Genomic DNA, 18,863 nt, shown 5'->3' with positions numbered 1-18,863 from the left:
TGGAAATCATTTGGTTTTGCCCCTTTCCCCTGACCGCCCCTGCCGGATATAGAACCCGCGACCCCGACATACGGCCCCCCACCCGCGCGGCCCGAGACAAGGAATGCACCATGACCATCAAAGTTGGCATCAACGGATTTGGCCGCATCGGCCGCTGTACCCTCAGCCATATCGCGGCCTCGGGGCGCGATGATATCGAAGTGATCAAGGTCAACGCCACCGGCCCGCTCAGCACCGCGGCGCATCTCATCAAATACGATTCCGTCCATGGCCGTTTCCCGGGCGAGGTTCAGATCGACGACGGCTACATGAACCTCGGCCAGAACGACATCGAGATGATGTCGACCTACAACCTTGAAGAGCTCGACTGGTCCGGCTGCGACGTGGTGCTGGAATGCACCGGCAAGTTCAACGACGGCAACAAAGCAAACGTACACCTCGAGAACGGCGCCAAACGCGTGCTCCTCTCGGCGCCGGGCAAGAACGTCGACAAGACCATCGTCTACGGCGTCAACGACGACCAGCTTCAGGTCTCCGACCGGATGATCTCCAACGGGTCCTGCACCACCAACTGCCTCGCGCCGCTGGCCAAGGTGATGCACGAAGCCGTGGGCATCGAAAGCGGCCTGATGACCACGATCCATAGCTACACCGGCGACCAGCCAACGCTCGACCGCCGCCACAACGACCTCTACCGCGCCCGCGCCGCCGCCATGGCGCTGATCCCCACCTCCACCGGCGCCGCCAAGGCCCTGGGTGAGGTGCTGCCGGCGCTGAAGGGCAAACTCGACGGCACCGCTATGCGCGTGCCCACCCCCAATGTCTCCGCCGTCGACCTCACCTTCCAAGCCAGCCGCGACGTGACGGTCGAGGAAATCAACGCCGCTGCCCGCGCCGCCGCCGATGGCCCGATGAAACGCGTGCTGGCCTACGACCCCGAGCAGAAGGTCAGCATCGACTTCAACCACACCGAGGAAAGCTGCATCTTCGCCCCCGACCAGACCATCGTCGTCGCAGGCCGCACCGTGCGCGTGCTGGGCTGGTACGACAACGAATGGGCCTTCTCGGTGCGCATGGCCGATGTGGCCGTCGCCATGGGCAAATTGGGCTGAGGCTTGCATGGCGGGGATGTGCCTGTAATATCAGGCCATTCCCCGGCCGGAGCCACACCATGACCAATCCCATCGCCATCGTGCTGGCCCTCGTCATTGCTGTGGCGATGATGATTGACCTCTACGTCTATGGCGCGGACCATATGGTCTATCTCGGCAAAAAGCTCTTCGAGCTGATAGAATGGATGGCCTTCTGGCGGTAACCGCTCAGCTCTCCACGCCCGGCCCTACGCCAACCAAAAAAGACGCGGCCACCAACCAAGCGCCACGCCCCTCCCCTTCATCCTTTTAAAAATACCTCGCAGAACCGCGCCTCACGCGGCCCACTCGCCATTCCAGATGCTACCTCTGCGAAAACCGCTCAATCAGCACCTTATTCACCGCCGGAGTCACGAATTTGCTGACATCCCCATCCAACCGCGCGATCTCTTTCACCAATTTGCTGGCAATCGCCTGATGAGTGGCCTCGGCCATTAAGAAGACCGTCTCGATGGAATCGTCCAATTGCCGGTTCATGCCAACCATCTGGAACTCATATTCGAAATCGGACACGGCGCGCAGGCCGCGCACGATGGTCTGGGCGCCCACATCACGCGCACAGTCGATCAGCAGGTTCTCAAAAGGATGCACCACGATCTCGACGCCGGTCTCCTCGGCCAATTGCGCGCATTCCGCTTCGATCAAGGCGACCCGTTCTTCGAGGGTGAACAACGGCCCCTTGTCGCGGTTGATGGCCACGCCGATCACCAGCCGGTCGACCATACGGGCCGCGCGGCGGATGATGTCGATATGCCCCAGCGTGATCGGGTCGAACGTACCGGGGTAAAGGGCTATGCGCATGTAATTGTCCTGCGTATCTGCTGCGTTGCGGCACAGCCAATCATTTCACCGCCCCAAGCGCAAGTCGGTTAGCGGTAGCATTGCCCCGCCGTCAGTCGGCGGGGGCCACAGTTCAAAGGCCGCTTCAGTGGCCCATGATCATGCCTTCAAGGGCCTGTTTCTCCATCGACAGCTCTTGCAATTGTGCTTTGACCACATCGCCGAGGGAGATCAGCCCCACCAGCTCGCCGTCCTCAAGCACCGGCATATGGCGGAACCGCCCATCGGTCATCTTTTGCAGCACCGCGTCGGAGCGGTCGTCCCGGCTACAGGTCACCAATTTCCGGGTCATGAGGGTTTCGGCCGCCTGCTCCAGACAGCCCGCGCCCGCGCGGCCCAGCTCGCGCACGATGTCCCGCTCAGACAGGATCCCATCAGGCGTCTTGCCATCGGCCGAGATCACCAGCGTCCCAATCCGTTTCTCGGCCAGCATCGCCGCCGCTTCGGAGATCGCCAATCCGGGTTTGGCCGTCACCACCTTTTCATCGGGCTTGGTCTTGAGAATCTGCGATACGAGCATCTGGCGCCTCCTTGGGTACAGGGCAAAGTCACGTCCAGCGTCACCGCGAAATCCTTTTCTGTCAAGCTTTTGGCGCAGCCCTGCCCGAGGCCCGCGCCTCCAGCCGCGCGGTCTCGGCCCGCAGTCCGGTGGCCAGCGCTTCGGCAAAGGCCGCCAACCGCGCGTTGCGGCGGTCATCTGCGTGGCGGATCAGATAGAAGGCGCGTTTGAGGCTCACGGCATCGGTGAGGATGCGCCGCACCCCCTGCGTCGCGGCAAGCGAGAAGTCATGCGCGACCCCAATCCCCCCGCCCTGCTGGATCATCCGCACCTGCACGGAGACGGAATTCGACGCCAGCGCCACCCGGCTGATGCCAAGGTCCGCAAGGTAATCCAACTCACGGTCAAAGATCATATCGGGGATATAGCCGACCATCCGATGCCCTTGCAGATCGCCCACGGCGGTCACCTCAGGGTGCTGCGCCAGATAGCTTTCCGCGGCGGCGAGATGGAGGTGGTAGTCCGTCACTTTTTGCACCACCAGCCGCCCCGCCGTGGGGGCACTCACCCCGATGGCCATATCCGCCTCGCGCCGCGACAGGTTGAAAACGCGCGGCAATGCGATGATCTGCACGTCCAGATCGGGGTTCTTCGCAGCAATCGCCGCACAGACCTGTGGCAACAGATAGTTCGCCGCCCCATCGGGCGCACCAACACGGATCTGCCCCGAAAGCTGATCGCTTTGCACCTGCACACCAGCGGTGGCCGCGCGCATGGCCTGTTCAGCCCGCTCTGCCCGCTGCATCAGGTCCCGCCCCGCTTCGGTGAGCATATAGCCCTGTGGCGATTTCACGAAGAGGACGGTCTGCAACGCCTTTTCCAACCGTGCCATGCGGCGGCCCAGCGTCGCGGGATCGAGCCGCAGCAGCTTGCCCGCACCAGACAGGCTTTCCTCTCGTCCGACGGCGAGAAACAGCCGCAGGTCGTCCCAATTCTGATCCATTTACCTGCCCTCTGAGGTTTTGCAAAAATGCAAGACGGTTTTGCCATCCTTCCTCTGTTCCGGTTCTTTTTGCAAGGCTATCGTGCCGCCAACCATAGAGGAGACCGATCATGCAAGAGATGACGCATTACCTGAACGGCGAACACGTTAAGGGCACCTCCGGGCGCTTTGCCGATGTGATGAACCCCGCCACCGGCGAGGTGCAGGCCAAGGTGCCGCTGGCCAATGGCGACGAGTTGAACAAGGCGGTGGAATACGCCCAAGCCGCGCAGCCGAAATGGGCCGCCACCAACCCGCAGCGTCGCGCCCGCGTGCTGATGAAATTCGTGGCCCTGCTGAACCGCGACATGGACAAGCTGGCCGAGGCGCTGAGCCGCGAGCACGGCAAGACCCTGCCCGACGCCGCCGGCGACGTGCAGCGTGGCCTCGAAGTGGTGGAATACTGCATCGGTGCGCCGGAACTGCTGAAGGGTGACTTCACCGACAGCGCCGGCCCCGGCATCGACATGTACTCCATGCGCCAGCCCTTGGGTGTCACCGCGGGCATCACGCCCTTCAACTTCCCCGCCATGATCCCGATGTGGATGTTCGCGCCCGCCATCGCCTGCGGCAACGCCTTCATCCTCAAGCCTTCGGAGCGTGACCCCTCCGTCCCGCTGATGCTGGCCGAACTTCTGGAAGAAGCCGGTCTGCCCAAGGGCATCATTCAGGTCGTCAACGGTGACAAGGAAGCGGTCGACGCGATCCTGCACCATGACGTGATCCAGTCCATCGGCTTCGTCGGCTCCACCCCGATCGCCGAGTACATCTATGCCACCGGCTGCGCCAACGGCAAACGCGTGCAGTGCTTCGGCGGTGCCAAGAACCACATGATCATCATGCCCGACGCCGACCTCGACCAGGCCGCCGACGCGCTGGTGGGTGCGGGCTACGGTGCCGCGGGCGAACGCTGCATGGCGATCTCTGTCGCCGTGCCGGTGGGCGAGGAAACCGCCGACCGCCTGATCGAAAAGCTGGTGCCGCGCATCGAAAAGCTGAAAGTCGGCCCCTACACCGCGGGCAATGACGTGGACTACGGCCCCGTGGTCACCGCCGCCGCCAAGGCCAATATCGAACGTCTGGTCCAGACCGGCATCGATCAGGGCGCGGAGCTTGTCGTCGACGGGCGCGACTTCAAACTGCAAGGCTACGAAAACGGCTATTTCGTCGGGCCGCACCTGTTTGACCGCGCCACCAAGGACATGGACATCTACCAGCAGGAAATCTTCGGCCCCGTGCTGACCTGTGTCCGCGCCAAGGACTACGAAGAGGCGCTTGGCCTTGCGATGGACCACGAATACGGCAACGGCACGGCGATCTTCACCCGTGACGGCGACGCGGCGCGCGACTTTGCCAACCGCATCAACATCGGCATGGTCGGTGTGAACGTGCCGATCCCGGTGCCGCTGGCCTATCATACCTTCGGCGGCTGGAAGAAATCCGTCTTCGGCGATCTGAACCAGCACGGCCCCGATGCGTTCAAGTTCTACACCCGCACCAAAACCGTCACGGCCCGTTGGCCGAGCGGCATCAAGGAGGGTGGCGAGTTCTCCATCCCCGTGATGGAGTGATCCATCCCGCCGGTCGCCCAACGTGGCGGCCGGCCCCTGCCAAAGGTCAGAGCCATGCAAAAAGAATTCACCATCGGGATCGAAGAAGAATACCTTCTGGTCGACGCGGATTCACTGGCTCTGGCCGACACGCCCGAAGGGCTGATGGAGGATTGCCGCAAAGACCTCGGCGATCAAGTCAGCCCCGAGATGCTGCTCTGCCAGATCGAGATTGGCAGCAAACCCTGCGCCACTGTGGCCGAGGCCCGCGACGATCTGCGCCACCTGCGCAGCACCATCGCCAAACACGCCGCCAAACATAACCTCGCCCCCATCGCCGTGTCCTGCCATCCCTTCTCGGATTGGAAAAACCAAGAGATCACCCACAAAGAACGCTACGCCAAGATTGAAAGCGAGTTGGAAAACGTCGCCCGCCGGATGCTGAGTTGCGGGATGCATGTCCATGTGGGCATTGAGGGCGACGACCTGCGCATCGATCTGATGCCGCAGTTCGCTTATTTCCTGCCCCACCTGCTCGCGCTCTCGGCCTCTTCGCCCTATTGGCAAGGCGCCGATACCGGATTGGCCTCCTACCGCCTTGCGGTGATGGAGAGCATGCCGCGCACCGGCCTGCCGCCGCTGCTTCATAGCTGGGGAGAATATGAGCGCAGCACGCAGGCGTTGATCGACCTCGAGATCATTCCCGACCAGTCGAAGATCTGGTGGGACCTGCGCCCCTCGACCCATTACCCCACGCTGGAAAGCCGCATCTGCGACGTGCAACCGCGCCTGTCGCATGCGCTTGGGCTGGCGGGTCTGACCCAATCCATCGCGCGCTTCCTGCTGCGCCTGCGCGACAGCAACCTGCGCTGGCGCGAGTATGACCGTTTTCTGATCGAAGAAAACCGCTGGCGCGCGCAGCGCTACGGGGTGAACAAGACGCTGATCGACTTTGGCGGGCCGACGCTCAAACCCTTTGACCAACTGTTCGAAGAGATCATCGGCCAGATCGCCGAAGACGCTGAGGCGCTCGGGTGTTTGGACGAGGTCTGCGCCCTGCGCGATGTCGTCAAACAGGGCACCTCCGCCGACCGGCAGCGCAAAGTCTGGGCCGACGCCCCCGAGGGCAAAGGCGGCGAAGCCGTCGTGCGCCAGTTGATAGAGGAATACCACGCCGATCTGTGACGCTTGTTGCGGCTCCTTTCGGCTGATAGAATTAAACAAGTGTTCAGTTCCAAGGACACATGACTTCAGGGAGGAGCCGCGATGGATTTCGCATTGAACGAGGAACAGACCGCCATTTTCGACATGGCCCATGCCTTTGGGCAGGACAATATCGCCCCCCATGCTCACCAGTGGGAAAAGGACGGCACCATCCCCAAGGAGTTGTGGCCGCAGATCGGCGAGCTGGGTTTCGGCGGGCTCTATGTCTCCGAGGAGACCGGCGGCGCAGGCCTTTCGCGCCTCGACGCCACGCTGGTCTTCGAGGCTCTGTCGATGGCCTGCCCCTCCGTCGCGGCGTTCCTCTCGATCCACAACATGTGCGCCAAAATGCTCGACACTTTCGCCAGTGACGAGATGAAAGAGCGCGTCATGCCCAAAGTGCTGACCATGGAGACGGTGCTGAGCTACTGCCTGACCGAACCCGGCTCCGGCTCCGACGCGGCGGCGCTGAAGACCCGCTGCGAGCGCAGCAACGAGGGCTACACCCTGAACGGCACCAAGGCCTTCATCTCGGGCGGCGGTTATTCGGATGCCTATGTCACCATGGTCCGCACCTCCGACGAGGGCGCGCGCGGCGTCTCCACCGTCTATGTCGAGGATGGCACGCCGGGCCTCAGCTTCGGCGGTCTGGAAGACAAGATGGGCTGGCGCAGCCAGCCGACCGCGCTGGTGCAGTTCGACGATTGCAAGATCGGGGCCGAGAACCTCGTCGGCGAAGAAGGCAAGGGCTTCAAATACGCCATGGCCGGCCTTGACGGCGGGCGGCTTAACATCTCGGCTTGCTCACTTGGCGCGGCGCAAACCGCGCTGAATAAGACGCTGGAATACATGGGCGACCGCAAGGCCTTCGGCCAGACCATTGACCAGTTCCAGGGGCTGCAGTTCCGCCTTGCCGACATGGAGATCGAGTTGCAGGCCGCGCGCACCTTCCTGCGCCAAGCGGCGTGGAAGCTCGACACCGGTGCGCCGGACGCCACCAAGTTCTGCGCCATGGCCAAGAAATTCGTGACCGAGACCGGCAGCAAGGTCGTTGACCAGTGCCTGCAGTTGCACGGCGGCTACGGCTACCTTGCCGACTACGGGATCGAAAAACTGGTCCGCGACCTGCGCGTGCATCAAATCCTCGAAGGCACCAATGAGATCATGCGCGTGATCGTCGCCCGCGACATGCTCAAGAACCGCTGAGGCCACCCATGAGTGACATCGACATCCGCAAAACGGGGCGCGCGGGCCGCATCACGCTGACGCGGCCCAAGGCCTTGAACGCGCTGAGCTACGACATGTGCATCGCCATTGAGAAGGCAATCGACGACTGGCACGCCGACCCCGAGGTCGCTGTCGTCGTGCTGGATGCGGAGGGCGAGAAAGCCTTCTGCGCTGGCGGCGACGTGGCGCAACTCTACCAAACCGGCAAGGACGGCGACTTCGATTTCGCCCGGCAGTTCTGGTCCGATGAATACCGGCTCAACAACAAGCTGCATGGCTACCCCAAGCCGGTGATCTCCTTCATGCAGGGCTTCACCATGGGCGGCGGCGTCGGCATCGGTTGCCACGGCTCGCACCGCGTCGTGGGCGAGACGAGCAAGATCGCCATGCCGGAATGCGGCATCGGACTGGTGCCAGACGTGGGTGGCACGCTGCTGCTGGCGCAAGCGCCGGGGCGGATGGGCGAATACCTCGGCCTCACCGGGGCGCGCATGGGTCCGGCGGATGTGCTGCACGCGGGCTTTGCCGACTACTTCATCCCCGAGGACCAATGGCCCGCGCTGATCGCGCAACTGGAAGAAAACGGCGATCCCTTCATCCTCGACCGCGCGGCGACGACCCCGCCCCCATCCAGACTGGCCGAGGTTCAAGATGAGGTGGACCACCTTTTCGCCCCGAAGAATTTGGAAAAGATCGAAGCCACCTTTTCCATATCGGAAAGCGCCTTCGCCGCCGAGACGCTGAAGACCCTGCGCCGCAACTCCCCCCTGTCGATGGGTTGCACGCTGGAAATGCTCCGCCGTCTGCGCGGCCCGGGCATCGGCATGGTCCCGGCGCTGCAACAGGAATACCGCTTTACCGCGCGGTCACTTGAAAAAGGCGACTTCATCGAGGGCGTGCGCGCCGCGATCATCGACAAGGATCGCAGCCCCAACTGGCAACATGCCGATTGGAACGTACCGCAGGCCGCTGTCGAAGCCATGCTCGCCCCCTTGGGCGACAACGAATTGAAGTTGGAGGAAAATTCATGAGCAAACTCACAATCGGTTTCATCGGACTGGGCAACATGGGCGGCCCGATGGCGGCCAACCTCGCCGCCGCGGGCCATACGGTGCGCGGCAATGACGTGGCCGGCACCACTGCCGAAGGGGTCGCCGAAGCCAAGACCATCGCCGAAGCGGTGACCGACGCCGAAGTCGTCATGGCCATGCTGCCCAATGGCGCGATTCTGCGCCAAGTTGCCGAAGAAGCTGTCGCCCATATGGCCCCCGGCGCGCTGCTGATCGACTGTTCCACCGTGGACGTTGAAAGCGCGCGTTTCGCGGCAGAGGCGGCGCAGAAAGCCGGGCTGCTCTTCGTCGACGCCCCCGTCTCCGGCGGCATCGGCGGCGCGCAGGGCGGCACGCTCACCTTCATGGCCGGCGGTGCGGAGGCGGCCTTCGAGAAGGCCAAACCGCTTTTCGACATCATGGGTCAGAAGGCCGTGCACTGCGGTGACGCTGGCGCGGGCCAAGCCGCGAAGATCTGCAACAACATGATCCTCGGCGCCACGATGATCGCCACCTGCGAAGCCTTTGCACTCGCCGACAAGCTGGGCCTCGATCGCGAGCGCATGTTCGACGTGGTCAGCACGTCCTCCGGCTATTCATGGACAATGAACGCCTACTGCCCTGCCCCCGGCGTCGGTCCGCAATCGCCTGCCGACAACGATTACAAACCGGGCTTCGCGGCGGAGTTGATGCTGAAAGACCTCGGCCTCGCACAGCAAGCCGCCGAGATGGCCAATGCCGACACGCCCATGGGCGCGCTTGCGAAAGAACTCTACACCCGCTTCGTCGAAGAAGAAGGCGGCAAGGGCAAAGATTTCTCTGCCATGCTACCCCGTTTCGAGCAGCGCGGATATAAGGGCTAAGCCCCTAACATAACTGACACGGTGAAGTGGCGGCGGTTATTCCGCCGCCACTTTCGTCTCCTTGCGCAACATGGGCTTAAGGTACTTCCCCGTGTAGCTCTCGGCCACTTCTGCGACCTTTTCGGGCGTACCCGTGGCCACGACACGGCCCCCGCCATCACCGCCCTCGGGGCCGATATCGATGATGTGATCCGCAGTTTTCACCACGTCGAGGTTATGCTCAATCACCACGACTGAGTTGCCCTGATCAACCAATTCATGCAGCACTTCCAAAAGCTTACGCACGTCTTCAAAGTGCAAACCGGTGGTTGGCTCATCCAGAATGTAAAGCGTGCGCCCCGTCGAGCGTTTGCTCAACTCCTTGCTGAGCTTTACCCGCTGCGCCTCACCGCCCGAAAGCGTCGTAGCCTGTTGACCCACCTTGATATACCCAAGACCCACCCGCATCAGCGCGTCCATCTTCTCACGGATCGACGGCACCGCGGCAAAGAAGTTCTGCGCATCTTCCACAGTCATATCAAGGACATCGGCGATGCTCTTGCCCTTGAACTTCACCTCTAGCGTCTCGCGGTTATAGCGGGCCCCCTTACAGGTCTCGCATTCCACATAGACGTCCGGCAGGAAGTGCATTTCGATCTTGATGACCCCGTCGCCCTGACAGGCCTCGCAACGCCCCCCTTTGACATTGAAGGAGAAGCGCCCGGGCTTATAGCCGCGCTCCTTGGCCTCCGGCAGCCCGGCAAACCAGTCGCGGATTGGGGTGAAGGCCCCGGTATAAGTCGCTGGATTAGAACGCGGTGTTCGCCCAATCGGACGTTGGTCAATGTCGATGACCTTATCGAGATGCTCCAACCCTTTGATCGTCTGACAAGGCGCAGGTGTCTGTCGCGCACCGTTCAGATTCATCGACGCGGTCTTGAACAAGGTCTCAATCGTCAGGGTTGATTTGCCGCCCCCCGACACGCCCGTCACGCAGACAAATTTCCCCAGCGGAAAGTCCACCGTCACATTCTGCAAGTTGTTGCCAGTGGCCTTTACCACCTGCAACTTCTTCTTATTCCCCTTGCGCCGCTTCGCCGGGACCGAGATTTCGCGAACGCCGGTAAGGTATTGACCCGTCACAGAATTCGGATCGGCTGCAACCTCTTGCGGCGTGCCATGGCTGATAACCTGCCCGCCGTGGACCCCAGCCCCCGGCCCGATATCAAAGACGTAATCCGCCTCGCGGATGGCCTCCTCATCGTGCTCCACCACGATCACGGTATTCCCCTGATCGCGCAGGTTCTTCAACGTATCGAGCAGACGGTCATTGTCGCGCTGGTGCAGACCAATCGACGGCTCATCAAGAACATAGAGAACCCCCGTCAGCCCCGAGCCGATCTGGCTCGCCAAACGAATGCGCTGGCTCTCACCACCACTTAACGTACCACTTGAACGTGACATCGTAAGGTACTCAAGACCAACGTTATTTAGGAAGCCAAGACGTTCTCGGATTTCCTTCAAAATGGCCCGGGCAATCTCGTTCTTCTGATCGGTCAGATGGTCTGGCACCGTTTTGCACCAGTCGAAAGCCTCGCGGATCGACATCTCGACGACTTTGCCGATATGCAGCAATTCATCTTCACCACCGTCCCGCGGGCCAATCCGCACCGCCAGCGCTTCGGGCCGCAGGCGATAGCCGCCGCAAGTACCACAGGGGCGGTTATTCTGATAGCGCTCAAACTCCTCGCGCACCCAATTACTATCGGTTTCGCGGTAGCGCCGCTGCATGTTGGGGATAACCCCCTCGAACACCCGCTTCACCTCATAGACGCGGCCGCCTTCGTCATAGCGGAAGGTGATCTCCTCCTTACCGGAGCCGTGGAGGAAGACGTTCTGAACCCTTTCAGGCAGGTCTTTCCAACGTGTCTTCTGATCAAAATTATAATGTTTCGCAATGGCTTCGATGGTCTGCTTAAAGTAAGGTGACTTCCCCTTACGCCAAGGCGCCAGCGCACCATCATAGATCTTTAGGTTTTGATCCGGCACCACCAAACGTTCGTCGAAGAAGAGCTCGACCCCAAGGCCGTCACAAGACGGGCAAGCCCCAAATGGCGCGTTGAAGGAGAATAGCCGCGGCTCGATCTCAGGGATGGTGAAGCCACTGACGGGACAGGCGAATTTCTCTGAGAACGTATGGCGTTCCGGCTCACCTTCGCTGGGGGCCGTCTCTAGCACGGCGATTCCATCGGCAAGGTCGAGCGCGGTGCGAAGCGAGTCCGCAAGCCGCGTCTCCAAACCCTCGCGCACCACGATCCGGTCTACGACGACGTCGATGTCATGGCGGAATTTCTTATCCAAGGTGGGCGGCTCATCCAGGTCGTAGAAGTCGCCATTCACCTTGACCCGCTGGAAGCCCTGCTTGCGCAACTCGATGAATTCCTTGCGGTATTCACCCTTGCGGTCGCGGATGATGGGGGCCAGCAGATAGGCCCGCGTGCCCTCTTCCATCGTCATGATCCGGTCGACCATGTCCTGCACCTGCTGGGCCTCGATCGGCTTGCCGGTGGCGGGGCTATAGGGCGTGCCAACGCGGGCGAAGAGCAGACGCAGGTAGTCGTAAATCTCGGTCACCGTGCCGACGGTCGACCTCGGGTTCTTCGACGTGGTCTTTTGCTCGATCGAGATGGCGGGGCTGAGGCCGGAAATGTGATCCACATCCGGCTTTTGCATCATATCAAGGAACTGCCGCGCATAGGCCGAGAGCGATTCCACATAGCGCCGCTGCCCTTCGGCATAGATCGTGTCGAAGGCAAGACTCGACTTGCCGGAACCAGAAAGCCCGGTGATTACAACCAGTTGGTCCCGTGGAATATCCACGTCGATGTTCTTCAAATTGTGCTCGCGCGCGCCGCGCACTTCAATATTCTTCAGCTCAGCCATCACATGCCCCTCTTAACGATTTGTACATAGGTGCTGATGCAGTGTTTTCCAACGGAAAAGTGAGAACTAAACAGGAACGTGCTGCCTGCGACGACGGGCCGCACCGAGGAGGAGATGTGCCACAAGCCCCATAACGAAGGCCCCGCCCGCAAGTAACGGCAGCGCCGCGGCGCCGAAGCTTGCCAGGCCGAAGGCCATGACCGGCGTGCCCAGGCTGTTGCCGAGGTTGCCCATCTGCGCCACCGCACCATTGGCCTCTGCCTGCGCGGCAGGGCCGGTATTCAGCTGTGCCACAGCGGTGAAACTTGCCCCTTGGATCAGCCCCATGGCCCCTGCAAGCGCCAGACAGGCCAGCGGGGTGCCGGGGGCGAGCCAGAGCCAGACCATGGAAAGGGCCGAGAGGCCAAAGCCCGTTTGCACGACGTAGACCGCTGGCAGGCGGCGCAGCAGCGCCACGCCGACGGTCATCGACACCGCGATGCTGGTGAGCGGCATCGCGGCCATGGTGACCGCGCGCCATGCCTCGGGAAGGTAGGGCGGCAAGACAGTGAGGATGGAGACGAAGCTGAATGTATAGAACAGCCAACCCGCCGCCGGGGCGGAGAGGAAGGGTGACCGGTAAATCGCAAGATGATCGCGAAGTATCTGCGGCAGGGAGAAAGGCGGCTGCGCGCCCTCCTCCGGCAAGCTGCGCAGACTGGCGGAGAGCACCAGCGCGCAGCCCGCCATATAGGCCGCATGAACGGCAAAAAGCGCTGGCACACCCCAGTTCAATGCGAGCGGGCGGCCAAGAAGTGTCAGGGCAGCGAAAGCGACGCCGAAGAAGGTGCCCCAGAGGGTCAGGGTAAACCCACGGTCTTTCACGGCGCTAAGCTGCGCGATGAGGGTCGGCGCGGCGACGACGATGGCCAGATGCGACAGCCCTTCGACCACGCGACTGGCCAGCATCCAGCCAAAGCCCGGCAAGAACGCCTGAAAAACCGACACGGCCGCCCCGAGCCAGAGGGCGAAGAGAAGCGCGCGGCGATAGCGGACCCGGGCGACCACCAGCCCCGCCACGACACCAAGGAGGATACCGACACCGCCCACCAAGGAGACCAAGAACCCAAGCGCCGCCCCGGCCTGCGGGTAGATATCCGGCAGCAGGCCGAAGATGACGCTCATCTTGCCATATTGCGCAGCCGCCCCCAGCCCCGCGGCCCAAAGCGCGAAGACGCGCATGAAGGAGGTGTGTTCAGCCATCCGCCCTCAAGCCTTTTGGGCCAGCGCCCATGCGCAGAGCGGCATCTTGGGGTCGTTGGTCAGATCATCTGTGGTCTTGTCGAAAGCCGGGGGCCAGTCGGGTTCTAGATTGCGTGCGGCGGCGGCAGGGTTGCCCCATTGTTTGGCGGTGATCCGGTGCGCGTCGAACCCGGCTTCGATCAGCAGGTTCTTCAGGCCCCGGGCGGACCAACGGGAGTTGTCATTTGGGGCGGCATGAAAGGGGATGAAAAACGGCACGGCGATCCAGAAATACCCGCCCGTCCTGAGCATCTGTTGAACATGCCCCAAGGCCGTATAGGGCCGGTCGAGATGCTCCCAAACCTGATTGGCGAGGATCAGATCGAACTGCCGCACGGCACCGCTCGCCGGATCGGTGAAGGGACCTGCGCAGATGTCATAGGTCGGATAGGCGAACTGGGTGTAGCTCTGGAACGTGAACCGTTTGCCGAACTTGCCGGAGATTTCGGCGGCGTCCAGCGTTTCAGGGTTCAAACGGTCAATCATCCGGCGGGTGCTGCGGTGCATGACGACACGGTTTAGGCTGACCACGACATGGCTCCCGACGGTTTGGCCGAAGTACGACGGGGCAAGTCGCGTTTGCCGCGCCCTGCCCCGTCGCGCTTTACATATGAATCACGCGGTCGAAAGCGTCGAGCACGGATTCATGCATCATCTCGCTGAGCGTCGGATGCGGGAAGACGGTGTTCATCAGGTCTTCTTCGGTGGTCTCCAACTGGCGGCCCACGACATAGCCTTGGATCAGCTCCGTCACCTCGGCCCCGACCATATGCGCGCCCAGAAGTTCGCCGGTTTTGGCGTCGAAGATGGTTTTCACCAGCCCCTCAGGCTCCCCCAAAGCCACGGCCTTGCCATTGCCGATGAAGGGGAAACGCCCGACCTTAATGTCATAACCCTGCTCTTTGGCCTTCGCCTCGGTCAGGCCGACGGAGGCGACTTGGGGGTGGCAATAGGTGCAGCCGGCGATGCTTTCGGGTTTGACGGGATGGGGTTTCTGGCCCGCGATCAGCTCGGCCACCATGACGCCCTCGTGGCTGGCCTTATGCGCAAGCCAAGGCGCACCCGCGATGTCGCCAATGGCAAAGAGCCCATCGACCCCGGTGCGGCAGTATTCATCCGTCACGACATGGGTGCGGTCAACCTTGACGCCAAGCTCTTCCAGCCCCAGCCCTTCGGTATTACCGACGATGCCAACGGCAGAGATCACGGTGTCGAACTCAAGCTTCTCGACCTTGCCGTCCCGCTCGATATGGGCGGTGACTTTGTCGTCCGTACGGTCGAGTTTCTTGACCGTGGCCTTTTGCATGATGGTCATGCCCTGTTTTTCGAATGCCTTTTTGGCGAATTTCGAAATCTCTTCATCTTCGACAGGCAGCACGCGGTCCATTACCTCGACCACGGTCGTGTCGGCGCCAAGGGTGTTGTAAAAGCTCGCAAATTCGATGCCGATGGCACCGGACCCGATGACCAGCAGTTTCTTGGGGTCGTGCGCGGGTTGCAGGGCATGGCGATAGGTCCAGACACGTTTGCCGTCCGCCTCTAGCCCCGGCAATTCGCGGGCCCGTGCGCCGGTGGCCAGCACGATGTTCTTGGCCGTCAGCTCCTCGCCGCCCTTGTCGGTTTTGACGGAGACCTTCCCCTTCGCGGGGATCGAGGCTTCGCCCATGAAGACCTCGACCTTGTTTTTCTTTAGCAGGTGTTTGACCCCGCCTTCCATCTGTTTGGCCACGCCGCGCGAGCGTTTGACCACGGCGGCAAGATCATAGTCGATCTTATCCGCCGCCAGACCGAAGTCCTTGGCGCGATGCATCAGGTGGAACACTTCGGCAGAGCGCAGCAGCGCCTTGGTGGGGATGCAGCCCCAGTTCAGGCAGATGCCGCCGAGGTTCTCCCGTTCGACCACCGCGACCTTCAGGCCAAGCTGGGCGCCACGGATCGCGGCGACATAGCCGCCCGGCCCCGCACCGATCACGATCAGATCAAAGGATTTCGCAGCCATGGCAAGGACCTCGCGTTAGGGTTTGCAAATATAGTTTACCGCTAAACCATATTTGCAATCGCCACAACCACGCGTGTTGCCCCGGCCCGCCGAAGGCTCAGGCCGCTTGAAGTTCCGCGCGCAGGTCCTTGACCGTTTGGCCATAGCCGCCCGCGTCGAGATAGGAGGTCTCCTGCGCCGTGAAACTGCGTGACAGCGCCGCGTTGCGATAGGGAAAGCGGCCAAACTGGCGGATCACTTCACGGTGGGCGCGGGCATGCAACAGGTTGCTGCCATCGCTTTTCGGCATCCGCTCGCACATCAGACGCACGCAGCGGTCCTGATCGCAGAGGTTCTCGGAATGCATCAGCGGCAGGTAGAAGAACTGCCGTTCGGGCGCCTCAACTCGCATGTCCCAGCCTTTTTCGATCGCCAGTTTTGCCGCCGCCAGCGCGACACGGTCGCTGGAAAACGCCTTGCCCGTGTCGCGGAACATGTTGCGCGGGAATTGATCGGTGAGGATCAGAAAGGCCAGCGCGTCGGTGGGATTGGTCAGCCAATGGTTCAGCTTGCCAGCCTGCGCCTCATCCCAAAGCCCCTCGAAACGCGCGCGGATATCGGCATCCAGCGTTTCGGAACTGTTGTACCATCCGGCCGGACCTACGTCTTCGAGCCAGAAATTCAGTACATCCTGGGGTTCTGCATTTGTGGCAGCCATCCCGCACACTCCTTTGCCGCAATCTGGGCGTTTCGTTAAAGTTAAGAACGTCTTACCGCAAAAGCCTAGTCACGTTTTATGTCATCCGCGACATCGTTATCGCTATCAGGGGCGTTTTTCTCTGCTTCGGCGTTTTCTTGGGCAGCCTCCTCGGCGGCCTCCTGTTCCGTTTCAATGATATATTCCTGCGCGATCTCCACGGCCACGGCAGTGGCCGAAGGGTAGATCGGCACGTAGTTGCCTGTCTCGTCGACCGGCACCGCGGCACGCTGTGTCTTACGGTAAGAGGCATAGGCGGCCAGAGCGGCGAAAAGCACGGCGGTGAACAGATAAAAGCCCCCCGGCCCAAGCGCCGTGCCCATCATCCAACCGGTGATCACCGGGCCCAGAACCGCGCCCAAGCCGTTGATAAATATCATCCCGCCCGAGGCCGAGGCCATGTCCTCATGCTCAAGAAAGTCGTTGGTGTGGGCCATGAGCAGCGAGTAGAGCGGGTTCGACATGCCCCCCACCAGAAAGGCCGTGGCCAGCAGGATCGGGAAGACATGGCCCAGCGTCATCCCGATGACCGAGCCGATACCGCCGAGCGTGGCGACGATGACGATCAGGCTGCGGCGGTCCATGCGGTCCGAGATCCAGCCGATGGGATATTGCAGGATCACGGAGCCGACGAAGAACATGGCCACGAAAAGTGAAATCTGGCCGACGCTCAGCCCGGCTTCGGCGCCGTAAACCGCCGCCATGCCGAATTGCGCCGAGAAGACGCCGCCGAGAAGAAACATGCCGACGCAGCCCAGGGGCGAGAAGTCCATCAACTCGCGCAGGCTCATCGGCTTGGTGGTATCGAAAGGCGGTGTCGGGCTGATCGACAAAAGGATCGGGGTCACCGCGATGCTCACCAGCACCGAGGGGATGACGAAGAGCACGAAGCCCGAGGGGTCGGCGGTCAGCAACAGCGCCTGCGCGATCACGATGCCCAGTGTCTGCACGATCATATAGGCCGAGAGCGCCTGCCCGCGGTTTTCGTTCGTGGCGGCGTTGTTGAGCCAGCTTTCCGCTGTGACGTAGACGGCGGAGAAGCAAAAGCCGATCAGCACCCGGCCCAGCGACCAGACGATGGTGTTGGGGAAGGTCGGATAGATGATCATCACCGCCGAGATCAGCGAGGCCAATGCCGCGAAGACCCGCACGTGGCCGACCCGCCGGATCATCCCCGGCGCCATGCGCGACCCGCCAAGGAAGCCCACGAAATAGGCAGACATGACGATCGACATCTGGAAGGTCGAAAACCCTTCGATGCCGCCACGGATACCCAGCAGCGTGCCTTGCATGCCGTTGCCGACCATCAAAAGGCACATGCCCAGCAAAAGCGCCCATGCGCTTGAAACCACTTGAATCATCAGTCAATTCCTTGTTCGCCCAAGCCCTCCCATGGACGGCAATCGCAGGCTAGTCACCCCCTAGTGCGACATTCAAGCGGGTTTTTGCGCCTCAGGCAGCAGAAGGGAGGAATCGCCGTAGGAGAAAAAGCGATAGCCCTCGCCAATGGCATGGGCATAGATGTCTTTCACCCGCTGCACCCCCATGAGGGCCGAGACCAGCATCATCAGGGTGGATTTGGGCAGGTGGAAATTCGTCATCAGCCCGTCGGTGACGTTGAACTTGAACCCCGGCGTGATGAAGATGTCGGTGTCGCCTTCCCATGCGGTGATCTCACCCTCGCGCGCCGCCGTTTCGATCAGGCGCAGGGCGGTGGTGCCCACGGGGATCACGCGCCCTCCGGCGGCGCGGGTGGCGGCAATCTCTTCAGCGGCCTTTGCGCTGACCCGGCCCCATTCGGCGTGCATCTTGTGTTCCGAGATGTCGTCGACCTTGACCGGCAGGAAGGTGCCCGCGCCGACATGCAGAGTGACATGGCTAAAACTCACGCCCTTCGCGGCCAGTGCTTCGAGCAGCGGCTCGTCGAAATGCAGCGAGGCTGTGGGCGCCGCGACAGCGCCCGCGTGGCGGGCAAAAACGGTCTGGTAGTCGGTCATGTCCTGCGCATCGGCGGCGCGTTTGGCGGCGATATAGGGCGGCAGCGGCATCGCCCCCGCGGCATTGAGCGCCGCGTCGAAATCATCGCCCGCGCAGTTGAACCGCAGATGCCCCTGCCCGTCTTCCACCGCCTCCAACGTGGCGCGCAGATCATCGGAAAAGACGACCTCTTCGCCGATTTTAAGCTTGCGCAGCGGTTTGATCAGCGCCGACCAAGTGCCGTTCCCGCGCGGCTCCAACAGGGTGACTTCGATCTTGGCCTGCACCGCCCCTTGGGCCGAGGTGCGGTGGCGAATGCCGCTCAGCCGTGCGGGGATCACGCGGGTGTCGTTCAGCACCAATCGGTCGCCGGGGCGCAGCCAGTCGGTCAGGTCGGTCACGCGCCGGTCGTGCAGTGCGGCGCCCTCCGCCACCAGCAACCGCGCGGAAGAACGCGGGTTGGCAGGACGGGTGGCGATCAGGGTCTCAGGCAGGTCGAAATCGAAATCGGAAAGCTTCATCGG

Annotated in this window: 17 protein-coding genes; 7 read left to right on the top strand and 10 right to left on the bottom strand. The window is 62.1% G+C overall.

Annotated elements, in window-relative coordinates; genetic code table 11:
• Positions 1-110 precede the first annotated feature (110 nt).
• Together gap and J7392_RS11220 are read left to right on the top strand one after the other, a co-directional pair.
• Positions 111-1,112 (top strand): type I glyceraldehyde-3-phosphate dehydrogenase, encoded by a 1,002-nt coding sequence (gene gap / locus J7392_RS11225; protein ID WP_067265452.1) that lies wholly within the window; start codon positions 111-113, stop codon positions 1,110-1,112.
• 59 nt (positions 1,113-1,171) lie between these two features.
• Positions 1,172-1,315: a hypothetical protein gene (locus J7392_RS11220; RefSeq protein WP_209217630.1), complete on the top strand. Its 144-nt coding sequence runs from the start codon at positions 1,172-1,174 to the stop codon at positions 1,313-1,315.
• Positions 1,316-1,454: 139 nt separating this feature from the next.
• On the opposite strand, the gene coaD is transcribed toward J7392_RS11220, so the two are convergent.
• From coaD to J7392_RS11205, 3 genes are all read right to left on the bottom strand, one after another.
• On the bottom strand, positions 1,455-1,952 hold the full coding sequence (gene coaD / locus J7392_RS11215) for a pantetheine-phosphate adenylyltransferase (protein WP_067265450.1): 498 nt from the start codon (positions 1,950-1,952) through the stop codon (positions 1,455-1,457).
• Between the two features lie 124 nt (positions 1,953-2,076).
• On the bottom strand, positions 2,077-2,511 hold the full coding sequence (locus J7392_RS11210) for a CBS domain-containing protein (RefSeq protein ID WP_209217629.1): 435 nt from the start codon (positions 2,509-2,511) through the stop codon (positions 2,077-2,079).
• Between the two features lie 61 nt (positions 2,512-2,572).
• Positions 2,573-3,493 carry a LysR family transcriptional regulator gene (locus tag J7392_RS11205; protein WP_209217628.1) on the bottom strand — a complete coding sequence of 307 codons (921 nt, stop codon included), beginning with the start codon at positions 3,491-3,493 and terminating at the stop codon, positions 2,573-2,575.
• Between the two features lie 110 nt (positions 3,494-3,603).
• Between J7392_RS11205 and J7392_RS11200 the strand changes: the two genes are divergently transcribed.
• The 5 genes from J7392_RS11200 to mmsB all read left to right on the top strand — a co-directional run bounded on the left by J7392_RS11200 (position 3,604) and on the right by mmsB (position 9,424).
• Positions 3,604-5,103, top strand: a complete 1,500-nt coding sequence (locus J7392_RS11200; RefSeq protein WP_067265442.1) for a CoA-acylating methylmalonate-semialdehyde dehydrogenase — start codon at positions 3,604-3,606, stop codon at positions 5,101-5,103.
• A 54-nt stretch (positions 5,104-5,157) separates the two neighbouring features.
• Positions 5,158-6,267 (top strand): carboxylate-amine ligase, encoded by a 1,110-nt coding sequence (locus tag J7392_RS11195; RefSeq protein WP_209217627.1) that lies wholly within the window; start codon positions 5,158-5,160, stop codon positions 6,265-6,267.
• 81 nt (positions 6,268-6,348) lie between these two features.
• Entirely contained in the window at positions 6,349-7,491 is a 1,143-nt protein-coding gene (locus tag J7392_RS11190) for an acyl-CoA dehydrogenase family protein (RefSeq protein WP_209217626.1), read from the top strand.
• Between the two features lie 8 nt (positions 7,492-7,499).
• Positions 7,500-8,543 carry an enoyl-CoA hydratase/isomerase family protein gene (locus tag J7392_RS11185; RefSeq protein ID WP_209217625.1) on the top strand — a complete coding sequence of 348 codons (1,044 nt, stop codon included), beginning with the start codon at positions 7,500-7,502 and terminating at the stop codon, positions 8,541-8,543.
• Positions 8,540-9,424 (top strand): 3-hydroxyisobutyrate dehydrogenase, encoded by an 885-nt coding sequence (mmsB, locus tag J7392_RS11180; RefSeq protein ID WP_209217624.1) that lies wholly within the window; start codon positions 8,540-8,542, stop codon positions 9,422-9,424. The genes J7392_RS11185 and mmsB overlap by 4 nt, the downstream gene beginning before the upstream one ends.
• A gap of 36 nt (positions 9,425-9,460) precedes the next feature.
• On the opposite strand, the gene uvrA is transcribed toward mmsB, so the two are convergent.
• The 7 genes from uvrA to queA all read right to left on the bottom strand — a co-directional run bounded on the left by uvrA (position 9,461) and on the right by queA (position 18,860).
• Entirely contained in the window at positions 9,461-12,346 is a 2,886-nt protein-coding gene (uvrA, locus tag J7392_RS11175) for an excinuclease ABC subunit UvrA (RefSeq protein ID WP_209217623.1), read from the bottom strand.
• 66 nt (positions 12,347-12,412) lie between these two features.
• Positions 12,413-13,588, bottom strand: a complete 1,176-nt coding sequence (locus J7392_RS11170; protein WP_209217622.1) for an MFS transporter — start codon at positions 13,586-13,588, stop codon at positions 12,413-12,415.
• 6 nt (positions 13,589-13,594) lie between these two features.
• Positions 13,595-14,158, bottom strand: coding sequence for a methyltransferase domain-containing protein (locus J7392_RS11165; RefSeq protein ID WP_348540700.1), 564 nt, complete (start codon positions 14,156-14,158; stop codon positions 13,595-13,597).
• Between the two features lie 73 nt (positions 14,159-14,231).
• Positions 14,232-15,626 carry a dihydrolipoyl dehydrogenase gene (gene lpdA / locus J7392_RS11160; protein WP_209217621.1) on the bottom strand — a complete coding sequence of 465 codons (1,395 nt, stop codon included), beginning with the start codon at positions 15,624-15,626 and terminating at the stop codon, positions 14,232-14,234.
• Positions 15,627-15,723: 97 nt separating this feature from the next.
• A complete protein-coding gene (locus J7392_RS11155; RefSeq protein WP_209217620.1) occupies positions 15,724-16,323 on the bottom strand; it encodes a DUF924 family protein in 600 nt (199 codons plus the stop codon).
• Positions 16,324-16,388: 65 nt separating this feature from the next.
• Complete coding sequence (locus J7392_RS11150) at positions 16,389-17,723, bottom strand: MFS transporter (RefSeq protein ID WP_209217619.1); 1,335 nt, start codon at positions 17,721-17,723, stop codon at positions 16,389-16,391.
• Between the two features lie 72 nt (positions 17,724-17,795).
• Positions 17,796-18,860 carry a tRNA preQ1(34) S-adenosylmethionine ribosyltransferase-isomerase QueA gene (queA, locus tag J7392_RS11145; RefSeq protein ID WP_209217618.1) on the bottom strand — a complete coding sequence of 355 codons (1,065 nt, stop codon included), beginning with the start codon at positions 18,858-18,860 and terminating at the stop codon, positions 17,796-17,798.
• Positions 18,861-18,863 lie beyond the last annotated feature (3 nt).

The sequence above is a fragment of the Sulfitobacter sp. R18_1 genome (genome assembly GCF_017743915.1).
Lineage (GTDB): Bacteria > Pseudomonadota > Alphaproteobacteria > Rhodobacterales > Rhodobacteraceae > Sulfitobacter > Sulfitobacter faviae.
The sequence above is the reverse complement of the archived record's forward strand: the minus strand, read 5'-3'. Positions and strand labels throughout refer to the sequence as shown.